Source organism: Prescottella equi (assembly GCF_002094305.1).
In the GTDB taxonomy this organism is placed as follows: domain Bacteria; phylum Actinomycetota; class Actinomycetes; order Mycobacteriales; family Mycobacteriaceae; genus Prescottella; species Prescottella equi.
In genome coordinates this window covers 108,182-123,779 of the sequence record NZ_LWTX01000008.1, presented here as the reverse complement: position 1 = coordinate 123,779, position 15,598 = coordinate 108,182, and the positions used below count along the sequence as shown (strand labels likewise).

The 15,598-nt window shown below is 61.8% G+C and carries 14 protein-coding genes and 1 pseudogene; 3 read left to right on the top strand and 12 right to left on the bottom strand.

Annotated elements, in window-relative coordinates:
* Window positions 1-177: 177 nt before the first annotated feature.
* Both A6I89_RS18885 and A6I89_RS18880 read left to right on the top strand, forming a co-directional pair.
* Window positions 178-645 carry an NfeD family protein gene (locus tag A6I89_RS18885; protein WP_022595042.1) on the top strand — a complete coding sequence of 156 codons (468 nt, stop codon included), beginning with the start codon at window positions 178-180 and terminating at the stop codon, window positions 643-645.
* Entirely contained in the window at window positions 642-1,511 is an 870-nt protein-coding gene (locus tag A6I89_RS18880) for a slipin family protein (RefSeq protein WP_232244922.1), read from the top strand. Before A6I89_RS18885 ends, A6I89_RS18880 begins: the two co-directional genes overlap by 4 nt.
* Window positions 1,512-1,517: 6 nt before the next feature.
* Here A6I89_RS18880 and A6I89_RS18875 read toward each other — a convergent pair whose 3' ends face one another.
* The 10 genes from A6I89_RS18875 to A6I89_RS18830 form a co-directional block, all read right to left on the bottom strand.
* The gene (locus A6I89_RS18875; RefSeq protein WP_044990786.1) at window positions 1,518-2,102 is read right to left on the bottom strand and encodes a T3SS (YopN, CesT) and YbjN peptide-binding chaperone 1; all 585 of its coding nucleotides are present in this window, start codon (window positions 2,100-2,102) and stop codon (window positions 1,518-1,520) included.
* 443 nt (window positions 2,103-2,545) lie between these two features.
* Window positions 2,546-2,995: an HIT domain-containing protein gene (locus A6I89_RS18870; protein WP_022595045.1), complete on the bottom strand. Its 450-nt coding sequence runs from the start codon at window positions 2,993-2,995 to the stop codon at window positions 2,546-2,548.
* Complete coding sequence (locus A6I89_RS18865; protein WP_022595046.1) at window positions 2,992-3,849, bottom strand: macro domain-containing protein; 858 nt, start codon at window positions 3,847-3,849, stop codon at window positions 2,992-2,994. Before A6I89_RS18865 ends, A6I89_RS18870 begins: the two co-directional genes overlap by 4 nt.
* On the bottom strand, window positions 3,846-4,355 hold the full coding sequence (locus tag A6I89_RS18860) for a TIR domain-containing protein (RefSeq protein ID WP_022595047.1): 510 nt from the start codon (window positions 4,353-4,355) through the stop codon (window positions 3,846-3,848). The genes A6I89_RS18865 and A6I89_RS18860 overlap by 4 nt, the downstream gene beginning before the upstream one ends.
* A gap of 867 nt (window positions 4,356-5,222) precedes the next feature.
* Window positions 5,223-6,428, bottom strand: coding sequence for a GIY-YIG nuclease family protein (locus A6I89_RS18855; protein WP_022595048.1), 1,206 nt, complete (start codon window positions 6,426-6,428; stop codon window positions 5,223-5,225).
* The gene (locus A6I89_RS18850; protein WP_232244924.1) at window positions 6,425-8,326 is read right to left on the bottom strand and encodes a DEAD/DEAH box helicase; all 1,902 of its coding nucleotides are present in this window, start codon (window positions 8,324-8,326) and stop codon (window positions 6,425-6,427) included. The genes A6I89_RS18855 and A6I89_RS18850 overlap by 4 nt, the downstream gene beginning before the upstream one ends.
* Window positions 8,327-8,391: 65 nt before the next feature.
* A complete protein-coding gene (locus A6I89_RS18845; RefSeq protein ID WP_022595050.1) occupies window positions 8,392-11,094 on the bottom strand; it encodes a DNA methyltransferase in 2,703 nt (900 codons plus the stop codon).
* A gap of 405 nt (window positions 11,095-11,499) precedes the next feature.
* Window positions 11,500-12,189, bottom strand: coding sequence for a hypothetical protein (locus tag A6I89_RS18840; RefSeq protein WP_022595051.1), 690 nt, complete (start codon window positions 12,187-12,189; stop codon window positions 11,500-11,502).
* A gap of 116 nt (window positions 12,190-12,305) precedes the next feature.
* Window positions 12,306-13,163 (bottom strand): hypothetical protein, encoded by an 858-nt coding sequence (locus tag A6I89_RS18835; protein WP_022595052.1) that lies wholly within the window; start codon window positions 13,161-13,163, stop codon window positions 12,306-12,308.
* Window positions 13,127-13,735 carry a PIN domain-containing protein gene (locus tag A6I89_RS18830; RefSeq protein WP_080668390.1) on the bottom strand — a complete coding sequence of 203 codons (609 nt, stop codon included), beginning with the start codon at window positions 13,733-13,735 and terminating at the stop codon, window positions 13,127-13,129. The genes A6I89_RS18835 and A6I89_RS18830 overlap by 37 nt, the downstream gene beginning before the upstream one ends.
* A gap of 372 nt (window positions 13,736-14,107) precedes the next feature.
* Here A6I89_RS18830 and A6I89_RS25120 point away from each other — a divergent pair, with 372 nt between their 5' ends.
* Window positions 14,108-14,341: a hypothetical protein gene (locus A6I89_RS25120; RefSeq protein WP_369689590.1), complete on the top strand. Its 234-nt coding sequence runs from the start codon at window positions 14,108-14,110 to the stop codon at window positions 14,339-14,341.
* 74 nt (window positions 14,342-14,415) lie between these two features.
* Here A6I89_RS25120 and A6I89_RS18825 read toward each other — a convergent pair whose 3' ends face one another.
* Window positions 14,416-14,955, bottom strand: a complete 540-nt coding sequence (locus tag A6I89_RS18825; RefSeq protein ID WP_044990755.1) for a recombinase family protein — start codon at window positions 14,953-14,955, stop codon at window positions 14,416-14,418.
* A gap of 207 nt (window positions 14,956-15,162) precedes the next feature.
* A pseudogene (locus tag A6I89_RS24440) lies at window positions 15,163-15,303 on the bottom strand (FAD-binding oxidoreductase); the annotation flags it as partial.
* Between the last annotated feature and the right edge of the window lie 295 nt (window positions 15,304-15,598).

Below are 15,598 nucleotides of genomic sequence, written 5' to 3'. Positions count from 1 at the left end.
CATTCGCGCGGAGGTGCACCGGAGCACCCTCGGATGCAGTTGGGCGCCCACTTCACCGGTTGACCACGGCAGGGTGCGACACGGTGGCACCCCGGACGATGCGGGCATACCTTTGACGGTGAGGGCTCGATCGCGAGTGGCTACGCGAGGCGACCGGGCCCTCGCAGGTGACCGCTGATGGCTGCATTGGGTGTGTTGGCACTGGTAGTGGGCGTGCTGCTGATCGTGATCGAGGCGCACGTCCCGACCTACGGTGCGCTCGGCGTGGCCGGGACCCTGCTCGCCGGAACCGGGGCGTGGCTGCTGTTCACGTCCGGCGGACTCGGGCTCGAGGTGGCGCTGCCCGTGACGCTGGGTGTCGCGGTCGTCGGGCTCGGAGCGGTCGCCGTCACCGGCCGGAAGGTGCTCAGCGCGCGGCGCGAGCCCGTGCGCACCGGCGCGCAGTCCCTCGTCGGATCCGAGGCGCTGGTCCGCAGCTGGGACGGCCACCAGGGGCAGGTCGAGCTGGGCGGCGAATTGTGGCGCGCCCGAATGGAGTTCGGCTGCACCGACACACCGGGAGCGGGGGAGTCCGTCGTCGTCGAGGGGGTGCGTGGACTCACGCTGAGCGTGCGTCGTCGCGAACCGTGGGAGTTGCCATGTTGACCACCATCATTCTGGCCGTCATCGTCGTCGCGCTGCTCGCGGTGATCGTCGCGTCGGCCGCCGTTCGGGTGCTGCGCGAGTACGAGCGGGGTGTGTTGTTCCGGCTCGGACGGCTCGTCGACCTGCGCGGTCCGGGGCTGGTGCTGTTGATCCCGGCGGTGGATCGGATGGTGCGGGTGAGCCTGCGGACGGTGACGCTGAACGTGCCGATGCAGGAGGTGATCACCCGGGACAACGTGCCGGTGAAGGTCACCGCCGTCGCGTACTTCCGGGTGGTGGACGCGGACCGCGCGATCGTCGGGGTGGAGGACTACTTCGCGGCGACGTCGCAGATCGCGCAGACGACGCTGCGGTCGATTCTCGGTAAGGCGGAATTGGATGCCCTGCTGGCCGAGCGCGAACGCCTCAACGAGGACCTGCAGAAGGTGATCGACCAGCAGACCGAGCCGTGGGGCGTGAAGGTCACCACCGTGGAGATCAAAGACGTGGAGATCCCGCGGGACATGCAGCGGGCCATTGCGCGGCAGGCGGAGGCCGAGCGCGAGCGGCGCGCCAAGATCATCAATGCGGAGGCAGAATTCCAGGCGTCCGCGAAGCTCGCCGAGGCCGCGGACATCATCAGCCGCAACCCGACCACTCTGCAGCTGCGTTACCTACAGACGCTGGGGGAGTTGGGCGGGGAGAGCACGTCGACGGTGGTGTTCCCGGTGCCGATCGACCTGATCCGGCCGTTCCTGGCCGGTGATTCGGTTCCGGCGCCGTCGACGAGTAGCGAGAGGCCCGCGTTGCGGGGTCGGAGCGACATGGACGCGCTCATCGCCGGCTGGACGTCGGTGCGGGCCGACGCCCAGCGGGCGACTAAGTAGCGGGCGTCAGTTCGACGGCTTTCCGACGGGGATGGTCTCCCCGAGGTCGCCGGCGTCGTGTCCGTCGCCGCAGGCGCAATCATCGCCGCAGCCGCCGCATCCGCCGGCGTAGGAGTCGTCGTCGGCGTCGCAGTCGAGGACGCCACCGAGCTTGGCAGCGAAGTCGTCGTCGAGGTCGTGGGTGAGCTCGTGGATCTCGTCGACCAGGTTGATCAGGTGCTGCGGCGCGAACGGGTCGGCGTCGACCAGGGTCGAGACCAGCAGGTGCCCGTCCTCGATCGTGAAGCGCAGTCGAGGCCACTCGGCGGACAGCTCCGGCAGGTTCTGCACGGCCGCGGCGCCGTCACCGAGCTCCGAGAGGATCGACGCCCACACGTGCAGCTGCGGACCGTCCTCGGCGACCGTGACGTAGAGCCCGAAGCCGTGGACCGGGATCGCGATGTCGCCGTCCTCGTCGACCTCCGGCGCGCTGCCGAGGAGCTCGGTCAGCGTGCGGAGGGACAGGGCGTGGAGCTGCTCGCGGCTGTCGGTCGCGATCCCGAATGCGCCATCAAGCTGCAGCGGCTGTTCGGTGGTGTCGTGCTCGGTCATCATTCCCCTGTCCGGCGCCGGCCGGATCTACGGTTCGGGCGCTGCAAAGTCGGTGTTCGGTGGGTGTCTACGGTATCGCGGCGGGTGGCGGGCCTGTGCGGGAGGATGCCCGGCACTGACCAGTAACTCACCGGGTGGTGTGTTGTGGGCATCACTTGTTGCTGTCGACCGTGCGAAGCATTGCCATGCCGGGCGTATAGCCTGCGAATTACTTTCGCGAATCGGGGGACTTGCGGGCTGTGGCGATGAGGGGCAACGAACTTCATTTGGAGTCGAAGTAGGCCAACCTGTGCCCGAGGGAGAGCGAATATCGGCAGCGTGAGGTGCGTTGCCGTACATAGCCGATCTTGAATCGCCTATCTGGCTGGCGGCGGCTTACTGTCGAGATACCGGCTGATCCTCCCACACCTACTTGGGGAGAGCCGGTGACAGATTTCGACAGATCAAGCCAGGTGCAGGTACGGCAGAATTGTCTGCGCGATCGCGTCCGTTTCTTCCAATGGCTGTTCGGCGACCTCGCCCCAGTCGGTTCCACCTTGCGGGAGAGTGCCTGCCACGTGAAAGTGAACGTGTGCAATCGTCTGGTGTGCTGGGGTGCCGTTGTTCTGCCACACTGCGATGCCCGGGCGCTCGTACGCGTCGTTTATCGCTTGGGCTGCGGCGCGCACGCCGACCGCGACCGCTGCGCTTTCACCGTCGGAGAGATCCAGGATCGTTTCTCGATGCGCCATCGGAACAACTAGAAGGTGTGGGATGCCCCGTTGTTCACGTGTAACAAGCACTGCGATCGCATCGGTGCGGGCGGCCACGGTGAACGGGCGTCGCCCCGAGAGATAGTCGCAGAAGGCACACCTGGCGTTGCTTGGTACATCGAGGGCTCTTGTGTCATTCATGATGGCTTGAGTGATGTCAGAAAGGCTTGCAGCTCAAGTCGATCCAGCCGGTCGTAGTCCTGTGGTCGAAGAACGATGCGCAGCTCGTCGCAGATCTTGTTGGTCCTCGATGCGAACATGAACGACAAGATTGTGAATCGGATCGAATCTTGCGTCGGGACGATATTGGACATGCGTGACATGCCACCACCGATAACTGGCATGCAGACCGTACGTCCGTTCCCGTGCTGCGAGATGGCGTTCCACAGCGAGTTGAGGCTGACCCACAGCCCATCAGGGGTTCCCTGAGCATTGTTGTTCTCGTCCATCTTCGTGTAACCGACGAAGAAAAGTCTTCTAGGGGGCCGTTCAACAACCGCGACGGTTCCCAACGGGTAGCGAACCGTCTTTCCTTCCTTGCAGACTTTTTCGCGAAACTCCGTGTTGACTAGTGCAGCGTCGAGATCGGCGTCCAACCTAGCCACATCGTTACCGTATAGGCGGTCCAACGCGATGCCCTGAAGACTGGTCCGCTCGATAATATTCGGAATCGCTGTATCGAAGGTGTCGCAAGTGCCGATCACCAGGTGTTCTTCCTCATCGAAGAGGTCACCCTTGACGATTCGGATCCGAGTTCTGGGGGACTCGTAGGTCTCCTCGACGGGGCGGGGCCATGATCGCCATATCGAAAGTGGGATTCCGACGAGTGCCACGCCCAGAACCGCGTGGCTCCACCACCCGTACTTAGCGAGTTTGAAAGTCCAGTCCAGTAGTTGGCCAAGAGCCGCGATGACGCCAGCCCACGCGAAGAACCATGTGGCTGCCGAGAGCAGGAACCGTTTGCTGAACAGATCGCTGCGGAGAGCGGAGCTCACAGCCCGAGGCCTGTGTAGACCTGGCTGTTGTACTCGTGGGGGCCGGCCTTGTCCGCGGTCGCGTATTCAACGGCGTAGTTCTTGAGCGCGAAGTCGATGATTTTCGGTTGAAACGACGCTGACAGCGTGTAGTAGTCGTCATCTAGCAATGGCTGAGGAATCACTGCCCTGTTGACGATTCGACCACCGTCGAGGTTCGCGATGACGATCGGAAGGTTGAACTCCATCGCCACCTTGATCTCATGGGCGAGGAACGACTTACCGTCGCTTCCCTTCCGCCGCCCCGTGGCGCTGCCAAGCAGAACGACCTGCTTGGCGTTCTTCATACGCTCCCGCAGATTCCTTTTGATCGTCTCCGGCTTACTCTCATCGCGAGAAATGAAGAGTGTGTGGGCATTGTAGAAGTCGAAGTCGATCTTGTCGTTTTCCCGCCAGGCTTCCATCAGCCTGTAGCAATGGATGTCTTCGCTGGCGAAGGCAACGTAGGTCTTGTTTCTGTAGCTCATGAGCAGCCCGGATTCCTCGGTCGTCGCCCGGTATCTGCCCGAGCAGGTTGCGGACATTATGTACCAAGGCTCACCCGCTGGCTGGAACCGCCACACCAGAGAATCAACCGAACTCGGGGCCCGGGTCTCGCCCGAGCACTTTTGACAGTGGTCCCGAAAACGACCGACCCGGGCCGCTCCCCACGTTGCCGCGTTGGCGGTGGTGCGATCTTGAGCTTCGGTGTCCCGAACACCCTCCAGTCAAAAAGATTTCAGACATGGAAGAATTGATCGGGTGATCACGCCATACGTAGGCGGAGATCAGTCGTCTGCCAACGCACCAAGGAGCGCGTCATAGTCCTCGTCGGGGATGGGAGCGGTGGGCAGCTTCGGGCGCCGTGATCGAGCGACTGAGTCTGCACGGGACGGAAATCTTGGATTAGCCGAATTGGTCATGTCTCTCTACCCGCCGTCGCACAGATGGTCTTGGAGGCGCCGATATGGCGCACTTATGTCAAGTACTTCCCGGCATAGCGCAGCCGACGAATCAGGCGCGAAAGCCGCCCCTACCCTGGAGATATCGCCTCGAGCCGGACGGTTGCGGTTCCGGTTGGCGATCAAGTGGACCGACAGTGCCCACGAATACGGCATCGAGGATGCTCAGCATGCGATCGCGCGCGTGCACTACGTGGAAGAGCGGTTCGACGACCGGCGTTCCCCGTCGACCTTCGGCCCACATAGCTCATCTGTCCTCAGCGGCGACTCGGGGAGCCATTCTTTGAGGTCCTCGAAATCATGGTCGAGTTCGCGCTCGACGACGTTGCCGCCGGTTCGAGCTGGTCAACCTTCCCGCCCTCCCTGGGCCGCCAGGCCCCGTCCCGACGTACATTACTCACGTTCCACGAGGCGTTGCGCGGCAGCGTCGTACACGTAGTCGACGATTTCACCGGACATGATCATGTTGATCGCCTGATTTATGACGTTGAGCGGGACAACAAACCATTCAGACGGGTCGTAGCGGCGGCCCTTAGCATCGATCTGACTGATGTCGAGGCGCACCTCGGCGAATACCCGGTGCAGGAGGTGCTCCAACGCGGAGGGCCTGAGGTTGTAGGTGCGATAGTCCGCCACGATCTCGACCGGTGCCATCAAGTAGGTGGGCGCGTTGGCTGCGTTCGCAATCCGCTGCTCCACGCTGGTCGTCGAGAACCCGATCTTGTACAAGTTTTGGAGCGACGCGATCTGCGGATCTTCGCTACGGGAACGGAGCACGTAGATGTGGCCGCTCTCGGTGTCCGCGTCACCTACGTCTTCCGGGAGTTCGAGTCCGACACGGGCCAACGCCTGACCGTGCGCCTCGTGGAGCCGGATCGACAGTGACTGCCGGTACATCGAAGACTCGGTGCCGTTCTCGAAAATCACCCGCAGGCGCTGCTTCTGCTCTTGCTTGCCACCGACAACCGCGATGGTTGTCTCGCCAACCTCGGCGACGAAGAGCATCACGCCGTTGAGAACGAAGAATCTGCCAGATTCAATGGTGCGGACACCGGGGAACGGGATCAACCGGTACGTGCCGGCGGCCAACTCAGCATGCTTGGCCTTGAACAGTGGCTCGAACGCTTCGAAACCTTCAGCTTTTTTTCGCTGCGCTACCGAATCAGGCACATCCGGAGTCTTGCGCTGCGGCAGGTCCGAGATGTCCAACAGCCCCGATTCGTCCCCGAGCAGGTCGAAGTCGTCGCTGTCGAGAAGGTCGTCAATCGAGGCTGGAGGCTCCAAGGCGTCCAGTAGACCGAACTCGTCCAAATGCTTCAGCGCGGCGACCTTGCCCTCGTCCGCGAGAATTCCGTCGAGCCGAGCACCGAGCTTGCGTTCTGCGATTTCGCGAGTGGTCGAACTGGGGAGCCTGTTGTGAGTCCGGCGGAACTCTACGACCTCCAAGAAGGCACGCTCCAGCCGATCGTTTGGGGTGACCTTCTTCGGCTTCTCTGCGACATCAAGAAGCCCATCGATGTCGGAGTCAAGGATCGACTGGAAGTCCAGTCGCGGCGCTGCTGCCTCGCCTGTAGTCACATCGGTCTCGCCAGTGCTCATGGCTGATCATCCATCTGTACTGCTCGCTGCGCCGCGAGGTGCTGTTGCTTCTTCTTCTGGAGGAACAGGAGCGTCTCGGCATACCGCTTTTCCGTCGTGTCGTCACTGCGCACGTCGGGCTTGCGACCGTTGACTTTGACCCAGGCCTGAATCTTAGGCCAGAGCAGAAGGGCTTCCTCTTCGGTGATCTCGATGCGAGTCGCAGTGATCGCATCCGAGATGATTCGCAGCACACTCGGAGTGACCGACTTACTCATAACCTCGAATGCACGCTGGAACGGGTTGACCGAGTCGATGAGGTTGATGTCGAGGTCATCGATGTTGACGAACTTCTCCGCCATTCGGACGAACCGCTTGTCTCCGACATTGCGGACCTCACCGTTCTTGATCACCGAGTCCACCACAACTTGCTGGCGCAGCTCCTCGACCTGGGCCTCATCGAGATCTGGGTAACGCTCGCGGATGATCTTCGGGATCAACACCTTGTTGGTCACCTCTGGATCGAGGCTGCCCGCTGCTGCTTTCGCGAAGGTGTCGTCTTGCAGAATCGTGGCCTTGAGATCGTTGAGGTCTGTCTCCACGATCTGCTTCACCCGTTCCGTCGTGGGTTCCTTGAAGCCCTTGATCTTTAGCTCGCCCGGTTTCGTAGCGTCATCGTTGCCGGTTTTGGACTTGAACGTGAAGTTCTGAGCGAGGACCTGCTCCATCAACAGGGAGGCGGTGATGGCCTTAAGCATGTTGTTCACCGACACCTTCACCTCGTCGGTCGCCGCGTCGGGCTGGGCGATGAGGTTCGTGAACTGGGCGTGTTCCTTGCCGGGGCTGTCGCGGGTGACCCGACCGATAATCTGGATCACCTCGGTCAGTGAAGCCCTGTAGCCAACAGTGAGGGCATGCTCGGCGAATGGCCAGTCGAACCCCTCCTTCGCCATCCCCAGCGCGATGATGACATCGACACCGTTCCGGTCTTTCGATGCGACGGTGGACAGGTAGTGCAGAGTCTCGCCCCGCTTCTTCTGGTCCGCGTCGTCCACCAGGTCCGCGACACGGACAATCTCGCCGGTGTCGTGGCGACGGATCAGGATGATCCCCGTGTCCTCAGCGGCGACAACCTGACCGATCGAGTCGATGATGAAACCGACCTCTTCGATCTTGTCTTTCGTGGACTCACCCGAGTTCACGTTCGGGATATGAACGATCGTCTTCTTGCCGAGGTCGAGAACCTCGCCGATCGCATCGGTGTAGCGGCCCTGGTAGAAGTGGTGACCGATGCCGAGTGACTTGAGGTGCTCGTACCCGTTGAGCTGGTCGTAGTAGTTGAACATCACCGGGGTGAACTTTGCCTCGTCCTCTGCTGACAGCACCGGGACCGAGTCGCCGCGGAAGTAGGAGCCGGTCATCGCGACGATGTGCACGTCCGAGCCGTTCATTACGTCACGCAAGAGAGCGCCGAGGCGATTGGCCTCAATATCAGCCGAAACATGGTGGAACTCATCGATCGCGAGCACCGCGCCGTTGAACGCCTCGGGTGCCACCTTCTCGAACGCGAACCGCAGGGTGGCGTGCGTACAGACTAAGGTCGCGTCCGGTCCTTCGAGGAACTTGACGAATGCATCGACCTTGCCAACCGAGGAGCCCGGCAGGCTCAGATTGTGCTCGGGCTTGATCTCCCAGTCCGCGAAGAACCCGTGCGCGGTGAGCTTCGTCGGTGAGAACGATGCACCGATCGAGCGCTCCGGCACCGCAACGATGACCTTCTTACGGCCTTGGTGGTAGAGCTTGTCCAGCGCCACGAACATGAGAGCGCGCGACTTGCCGGACGCGGGTGGGGCCTTGACCAGGAGATGCTGGGCGTCGCGCTTGGCGAATACGCGTTGCTGCATCTCTCGCATGCCCATCGCGTCGGTGTGCACCGACGCGCCTGTGCGGGCGTAGGTCACGTCTACGACGTTGAGCGGCTTGTTCACTTCTTCTTGCTCCCGTTCGCTGCTTCGTCCGCAGTCATCGCTTCATACATAGCGAAGAGGTCCGACAATCGCTGTTCGTCAGTCTCGTATTCCCGCTTGGAGTAGATCGAATCGACCAGCCCGTCGACCTCAGCGTGTGCTGTGCGTAGGTCAGCCGGCATCAGCTCGGGGTCGTACAGCTCAGCCAACGTCTTCTCACAGTGGTACTCGCGAACATCGAGCACGCGAAACGCGGTAGCTGCAAGGCGTTCCCTCATAGGGTCGCGTAACGGTGGGACTGGGAAATTGTTGTAGACGATCGTGTTCGAGTATCGATAGTCAGTCTTCATGCGGCCGCCGACGGCTCGCGTCCAGACCATGTGCATCCGTGAAGTCAACATCGCGAAAACCCACGGCTCGGCGTCGTATACGGCGAACGCAAGGTTCGAGACGACCGTGTTCTCGTCAAGGTATCCGAGTGGAATGTATTCGCGCCGCTCAGAAGAGACGCTCGGCACAATGATCGAATCCGTCGGTTTGTAGCTGATCTGGACGAACCTGTGCGGCTGAGCAGCGTAGGCAGCCGTGCTACCCGCTTTACTTTCGCTCCGCTCCTTCGCAACGCGCTCCAGCCTGGCCGCGATTGCGGTGATCGATTTAGCCGCTGCGACAGAATCCTTGGGAATCCACAGGCAGTACCGCTCACCGTCGTTGATCGCTTCGGATGAACCCATGTACCGCTTGATGAACTGCTCGCTTCGCGGATCATCAGCGATCATCCGAGCTCGCTCCTCAGGCGAGACGATAAGTCCGCCACCATCACGTGGCATAGATCCAAACACCATATCCGGTAGGCAAGCGCCGAGCGGCTTCCTTCGCCGCTCCATTACTACGTCGGAGCCATCGGCAAGGTACCCGTTGATATTTTTGGCTGCGATCTGCAGATCATCTGCATACAGATACTTCGGGCTCGAAGTTTCGTTCCGAAGGCCGATAACGGCAACAGTCACGCCTGCGTTGCGTTTGGCGTTGTTCTGCCATTTGAAGGACGTGTACGCAAAGCCGATCTCGATACCCTTGTCGAAAATGATCGGGAACATTAGACCGACATGCTCACCTTGGGCGACTGAATTAGTGGTAACAAACGCCAGCTCTGCACGGGTTCCGTCGATGTAGTCGGCGCCCTTAATGAACCAGAGCGCGATGTAGTCGAGGTTCTTCGAGTACGAGCGGCCCCCGAAGACGAAGTCGTAGTCGGACTTCTGGTCCCGGGTCTGAGTCTTAGCTCCAGCGTATGGCGGGTTTCCTATCAGATAGATCGCTTCGTCTCCACCGTTAGGGCAGACCTGGTGCCAGTCAACCCGTGCGGCGTTGCCTTGACGAATCTGACCGGTCTCCTTCAACGGAATCAGTGGGAGGTCAATGCCGAACTTGTCGAAGAACTCGACATTCATTTGGTGCTTTGCGATCCATAGCGAAAGGATTGCTACTTCGACGGCGAAGTCGTCGATTTCGATGCCGTAGAAGTTCTCGATGTTTATGCGAGAAGCTGCCCCCATCGCCATTTGCCGTCGGCCTGAGAGTTCTTGAGATCGTTCGAGGATAGCGTGTTCGAGGCGCCGCAGTTCCTTGTAGGCGATCACTAGAAAGTTGCCAGACCCACATGCGGGGTCGAAGACCTTAATTGCACCAATGTGCTCAAGTAGCGCTTCGAGTTGCTTCGGCGAGTCGAAGGCTCGGTCGAAGTCTTCCTTCAGTGCATCGAGGAATAGCGGTTCGATGGTCTTGAGGATGTTCGGCACCGAGGTGTAGTGCTGACCGAGGTCGGAACGCTTGCCCGGCGTGACGATCGCTTGGAACATCGACCCGAAGATGTCTGGGTTGATTTCTCGCCAGATCAGGGTGCCTGACTCGATCAGTAAGTCGCGGGCCTTTTTCGTGAACTCTGGGACCACGTGCTCGGGCGCCATGGTGAAGAGTCGTCCGTTTACGTATGGAAACCCTGCTAGGTGCGCCGGTTTATCGGCGGCCTCTTCGGTGTCGAGCGCGGCGAAGAGATCGGTGAGGAACTCCGCAACGTCAGACCCGTCCGCTTGGGTGTGGGAGCCGACTGCGTTGGTGAATTGATTCTCGGCGAAAATTCCGGTGTCTTCGGCAAAGAAGCAGAACAGCAGTCGGGTGAAGAAAACATTGAGGGCATGCCGGCCGTTCGATGTATCGAGTAAGTCGGGGTTGGCAGCCAGCAACTCGTCGAAGAGCTTGCCCATCCGCTCGGCCGCTTTGACATCCGCGTGAGCTTCGGCGACATACTGGGCCTTCTCCATGCCCGCCCAGGGCAGGAAGAAGGTGAAGTGCTTGTCGATGTCCCGGATCGGGATCATCAGGTTCTCGCTGGTCTTGGTGTCGACGGCGAGCAGCTCGTTGTAGTCGGTGACGATCACGAATCGGGTGTTGTAGCGCACTACCGTCGGCGAGGTTCTCAGGTCCTCGATCACCGCGAGAGGGTCACCGGTTGTCTCGTGGAAGTAGACGACGTTCTTCTGCGCCACCTCGCAGGCCGGGTCGTCGGCCACGTTCAGCGAACCGTTGCGGAGCCGGGTGACGTTGCCCTTCGAGCGGCCGTAGGCGAGCAATAGTTCGAAGATGAACTCGCGGTCGTAGGATTCGCGTCCGCCCAGGGGGGCGACTCGCTCCTCGACCGCCTTGAGGTTGAGCTTCACCCAGTCACTCCTTCTGCCACGTACCTCACTGAAGCAACCCTCCAACGCTGCCTCGGACATGCCCGAGGTTTGCATGGATGTCTCCGTGCCACCGCCAGCGGACGCAGTTGTCGACCTCGCTGGCGTGGCTCTTCCAGAGTCGTTCGATCTTATGGGCGCATACTGCCGTCTCAGAAATCCATGCGTACACGGGTGTCTTCGTCGGCAGCGATCTCGTTGGGGGTTCGTAGATCCGAACCGAGTCTGGCTTCATCCCTCGTCACATTTCCTTGGTATTGAGACAGCCCCGTGCCTGCGGACGCTGGAGCAGGTCATGCTGCTGACGCCGTCTCAGAAGTTCATTCCGAAATCTTGTGTCGAACGTGGCTGCGGAAGCAACTTTCGGCTGGATGTGAGCGGTGTCTGTCAGAAGCCGTCGGGGGCTCCGGTGGTGTCTGTGGATGTGAGGCTTGTGGAGATCTTCCATTCCCAGCCGATGTCCTTGCCGGGGAAGTCGAGGAAGATGCTGGTGCTGCCGGCCGGGATGTCGAAGACGTAGGTCCCTTGGTAGGTGGAGGCGGGTGAGAACGGATCTTTGAAGACGTCGGTGTTGTTCTCGTCGCAGTTCAGGGCGGCGGTGGAGACGAGGTCGGAGACGACGTTGCCGTCGGGGCCGATGGCTTTCCAACTCCAGGCGCTGAGGTTGCGGTCGATGGTCCGCGGGACGCTGTAGCCGGCGGTGCCAGTGCGCGCGGTGGTGTAGTTGGCTGCGGTCTCGACCTGGATGTCCATCATCAGGTACACCCCGTTCGGAGTGAACTGCCAGAAGCCTGTGCAATCTGGTCGCACTCGGGGGTTGTCGAGTACGAACGTGATCGCCGGCTGGCTGGTGCCCTGGTCGGTGAGCCCAGCACTCTCGCCGAACTGCTTTTCGATGCGGCCCTGCGCATTGCGTGGTGCGCCGGTAGAGGTGGGCGTGCTGCTGGTGGTAGTCACCGCGGTGGCACCGCCGAGGCTGGCGGCGTCGTTGCCTTGATTGGACGAGCATCCGGCGGTCAGGGCGGTGAGGATGCCGATGCACAGGACGGTGCGAAGGAGAGTGGCGGACTCGTTCATGATGGCTTGTGAAGTCTTTCTGGTCGGAGTGGGCGAGAAGGGCGCTGCGGCGGTCCGTGCAGATGACCGCGCCGCCGGTAGTGGGCCTGCTCTGAGCGAGCGAGCCCACCACCGGGTCATGCGTTCCGATCCCTGAGACTGATGTCGAGGGCGCACTGCGTGGATGCCGCTGCGGAACGGATGAGTTCGACGGCGAGTTGAATTTGCGCGGCGAGCATCTCGGTGCAGGGGAGCCCGGTGCGGGCGGTAGGCATCGCGGTCACCGCTTCGGGCCCGATCTGCAGATGCGCAGGAAGGTGGACCAGCGCGAGGGCTGCGCCGAGACGGATCGCGTTCACCACCTGCTCGGCATGATCGGATGCCCCGGCCATCGCCTCGTGCAGGCTGTCTTTGGCATCTTCGCTGGCCTCGTCGGTGTAGGGGGCATCGAACGGATGCGGCTCGAACCCGGTGACCCCATCGAGGTGGTGCAGTGCCTCGGTGAACTGGCCCCAGGCCTGTCCCGAGCGGCGGGCTTCGTCCCAAGGCTGATCGAGCACCGTTGTCTCGGTGAACATCCACAGCCTCATCAGGGTCTTGCCGGCCTGTTCGAGCACGGCCCACCCGGCCCGGTGCATCCCGGCTCGATGCAGCGTGGCCAGAGCCTGGACGGAGTCGAGGAGCTGTTCGAACCTGGCTGCGGTCGCGGCCAGGTAGAAGCCGTCGCTTGTCGGCCACGGCCCGTCGCTGATCCACATGCCGCCTCGCGGTGCGGCGATTTCGAGGGCGACGAGCCGTTCGAGGTCGGCAAGGACCGTGCCACGGGCGGTTTCGACGATCAGCTCGAGCGCTTCGGCGGCCCCGGTGAGACCCCGCAGGGGTCCGCCGGGCTGCAGGGAGTCGGCGATCCGCTCGAGCAGCGATTGCGGCTCCACGGTCGTGCCCTGGCGCAGGATGCTCACGCCACGCTCCGGTTGTTGCGGCGGGTCGAGCACCGCGCCAAGTCGCTCTCGTCGAGGTAGTGGCACCACAGCTTCTTCCCCGGCAACCACAGGCGACTGGGCTGGTTCTGCCAGCGAGCCAGCTCCAGTCGTGTCCGGCTTTCACCCTTCGCGTATTCCTCGTAGGCGTGCTCGACCGCCGGCAACAGGTCACGGTCAGCGCTGGCGAGCACGATGCCGGCGTACTTTCCCGAAGCCTGTGACGTGCACACATCCAGCGTGATCGCGGTGTCGACGCACTTCTCCTGGTACTTGCCGGTGCTCTCGTCGAATCTGCTGCGCCGCGTGTGGACCTTCACCCGAGAATCGCGCTCCCACCGCTGGATTCGCGTCATCTCGGAGGCGTAGCGGGCGGGATGACGATTCGGATGGCAGACTCCCCAATGCACCGCGATGTCGACGAACTCGATGGACCGGTTTGACTTCCCCGCAAGCTGGTCGGAGTACCGGCCGAAGTCGATCTCGACGGAGTTGCCGCTGTCTCCCCACGCTAGTACGCTGGAGCAGCCGAGCAGCACATTGCCAGCATCGACAATGAGTTTGTACGGCAAAGGTTCAGAGTTCATGATTGAGCCTTTCGGAAATTGAATGATGATGGATTCGATGGGGCCCGGTTTCCTAGGCCTGATTGCCCCGTCGGATCATCACGTTAGCGCGCGCCCTTCGCTGTTGTCCAGCGGTGGCGCCATTTTTTTTGGAAGCGCCCATGCGGGCCGCCGATCGATCCCCCGGCACCTGCGATGACCTGCGGTTTCTCTACGTGGTGGGCAAGTTAATTCCATATTTTCCTGAGGAATATTCCACCCGAATCTGGGCTAAAAGAATTAGCGAACTTCCCTCGGATCAAATTGAATCTTGCTTGATTGAAATCTTCGTTCAGAAAAACTTTCGAATCGATAAGTTTTCCTGCTTGAAGGAAGGTCTCTGGCCGTGCGTCGGTGAGGCGTGCTGTCCCCGGTGGTGAGCTGCCCGCCAGCCTGACGCTCGTCCCCCCGGCTGGTGTCCTGTCCGGAACGTCAACCGTCACGGGACGGTTCGAGTTCACTGACACTGCTTCCTGCGGCATCGGAAATGGCGCCGACTTCGGCTCGGTGTCACCGAACCCGCGTCACGGCAGTCGACCGGATCCCTCAGGTCTTCGGATCGTGAGTCGGGGCGTTGTGATCCTGTAGGGGTCGCCGCGCACCAAAGGCGCCGCCCGCCGACTTGGGGCGGGTGGCCACCGGCGTTCACGATGCAGTCGCGTTCACTTCAGGTGTCGGTACAGTGTGGTGCGGCCCACGTCGAGGATCTCGGCGATCTCGAGCTGACTCATCCCGTTGTCGCGCATCAGCTTCGCCTGCTTGATCTTCTTCGGTGTCATCTTCGGTGGGCGGCCGCCGACGCGGCCGCGGGCCCGGGCGGCGGCGAGACCCGCGGGGGTCCGCTCCTTGATGAGGTTGCGCTCGAACTCGGCGAGCGCGCCGAAGATCGAGAAGATGAGTTTGCCGCCAGCGGTGGTGGTGTCGATGGATTCGGTCACCGATCGGAACCCGATGCCGCGTTCCTCGAGATCGGTGACTACCTGCAGTAGGTGGGGCAGGGACCGGCCGAGCCGGTCGAGCCGCCACACCACGAGCGAGTCCCCCTCTCGCAGATGTGAGAAGAGATCGTCGAGTTGCGGCCGCGCGGTGGTGGCACCACTGGCGGTCTCGGTCCAGATCCGAGAACACCCCGCGAGGCTCAGGGCGTCGCTCTGCAGATCGAGGGTCTGGTCGGCGGTCGAGACCCGCGCGTAGCCCAAAATGCGCTCACGAGGCAGCAGTGTTCCATAACCCGCCGACAGTGCTCATTCTGAAACATCGTTTATGGACACGAGTTTCGGAACATTCACCGCCTCTGGTCACCGGAATCCGCCCTCCATGTTCCATATACGACCGTTCATGAAACGGCCCGCACTGTATATGAGTCGCGTCGTGATGGGGCCGCGTCTAGTGCGCTTGTTCACGCTTCGTGCGGCGGCCTTCTTGACCTCAGCGTTGAGCAGTCCGGGTTGGGTGACGGCGACCCGGGTGACGGGGTCGACGGTGATCTCCCGCATCCGTTCAGTGATCAGCACGATCCCGCCGTCGACGGCGCTCGACCCGCCCGACAGTGAAATCCTGCCCGTAACCAGTCCTGATGCGGCCGAACAGGGCGCGTCTCCGCGCCACGAGATTGCCAATTTGGTGTGCCCACTCACCTCGACACGACGTGGCTCAATCGTGGTCGCGAATCAACGAACCGCTCGCGGTGGTTGCAGTTCCAGCCGCAGATTCGAGGCGCTCTTGCCGTCGACATCGTCGGGTTCGATCAGCTCCGTTAGATCCTCCTGCTGGCGCTGTCCGAAAGCCGGTCGATCCCCGGGCAACATCCGACTTGATCCGTTCGAGCCGGCGGGTAACGCGACC

Excerpts from the sequence above, each read along its gene's own strand:
- A6I89_RS18885 (WP_022595042.1), top strand. The coding sequence starts at position 178 with ATGGCTGCATTGGGTGTGTTGGCACTGGTAGTGGGCGTGCTGCTGATC.
- A6I89_RS18875 (WP_044990786.1), bottom strand. The coding sequence starts at position 2,102 with ATGACCGAGCACGACACCACCGAACAGCCGCTGCAGCTTGATGGCGCA.
- A6I89_RS18870 (WP_022595045.1), bottom strand. The coding sequence starts at position 2,995 with ATGAATGACACAAGAGCCCTCGATGTACCAAGCAACGCCAGGTGTGCC.
- A6I89_RS18860 (WP_022595047.1), bottom strand. The coding sequence starts at position 4,355 with ATGAGCTACAGAAACAAGACCTACGTTGCCTTCGCCAGCGAAGACATC.
- A6I89_RS18855 (WP_022595048.1), bottom strand. The coding sequence starts at position 6,428 with ATGAGCACTGGCGAGACCGATGTGACTACAGGCGAGGCAGCAGCGCCG.
- A6I89_RS18850 (WP_232244924.1), bottom strand. The coding sequence starts at position 8,326 with ATGGGCATGCGAGAGATGCAGCAACGCGTATTCGCCAAGCGCGACGCC.
- A6I89_RS18840 (WP_022595051.1), bottom strand. The coding sequence starts at position 12,189 with ATGAACGAGTCCGCCACTCTCCTTCGCACCGTCCTGTGCATCGGCATC.
- A6I89_RS18830 (WP_080668390.1), bottom strand. The coding sequence starts at position 13,735 with ATGAACTCTGAACCTTTGCCGTACAAACTCATTGTCGATGCTGGCAAT.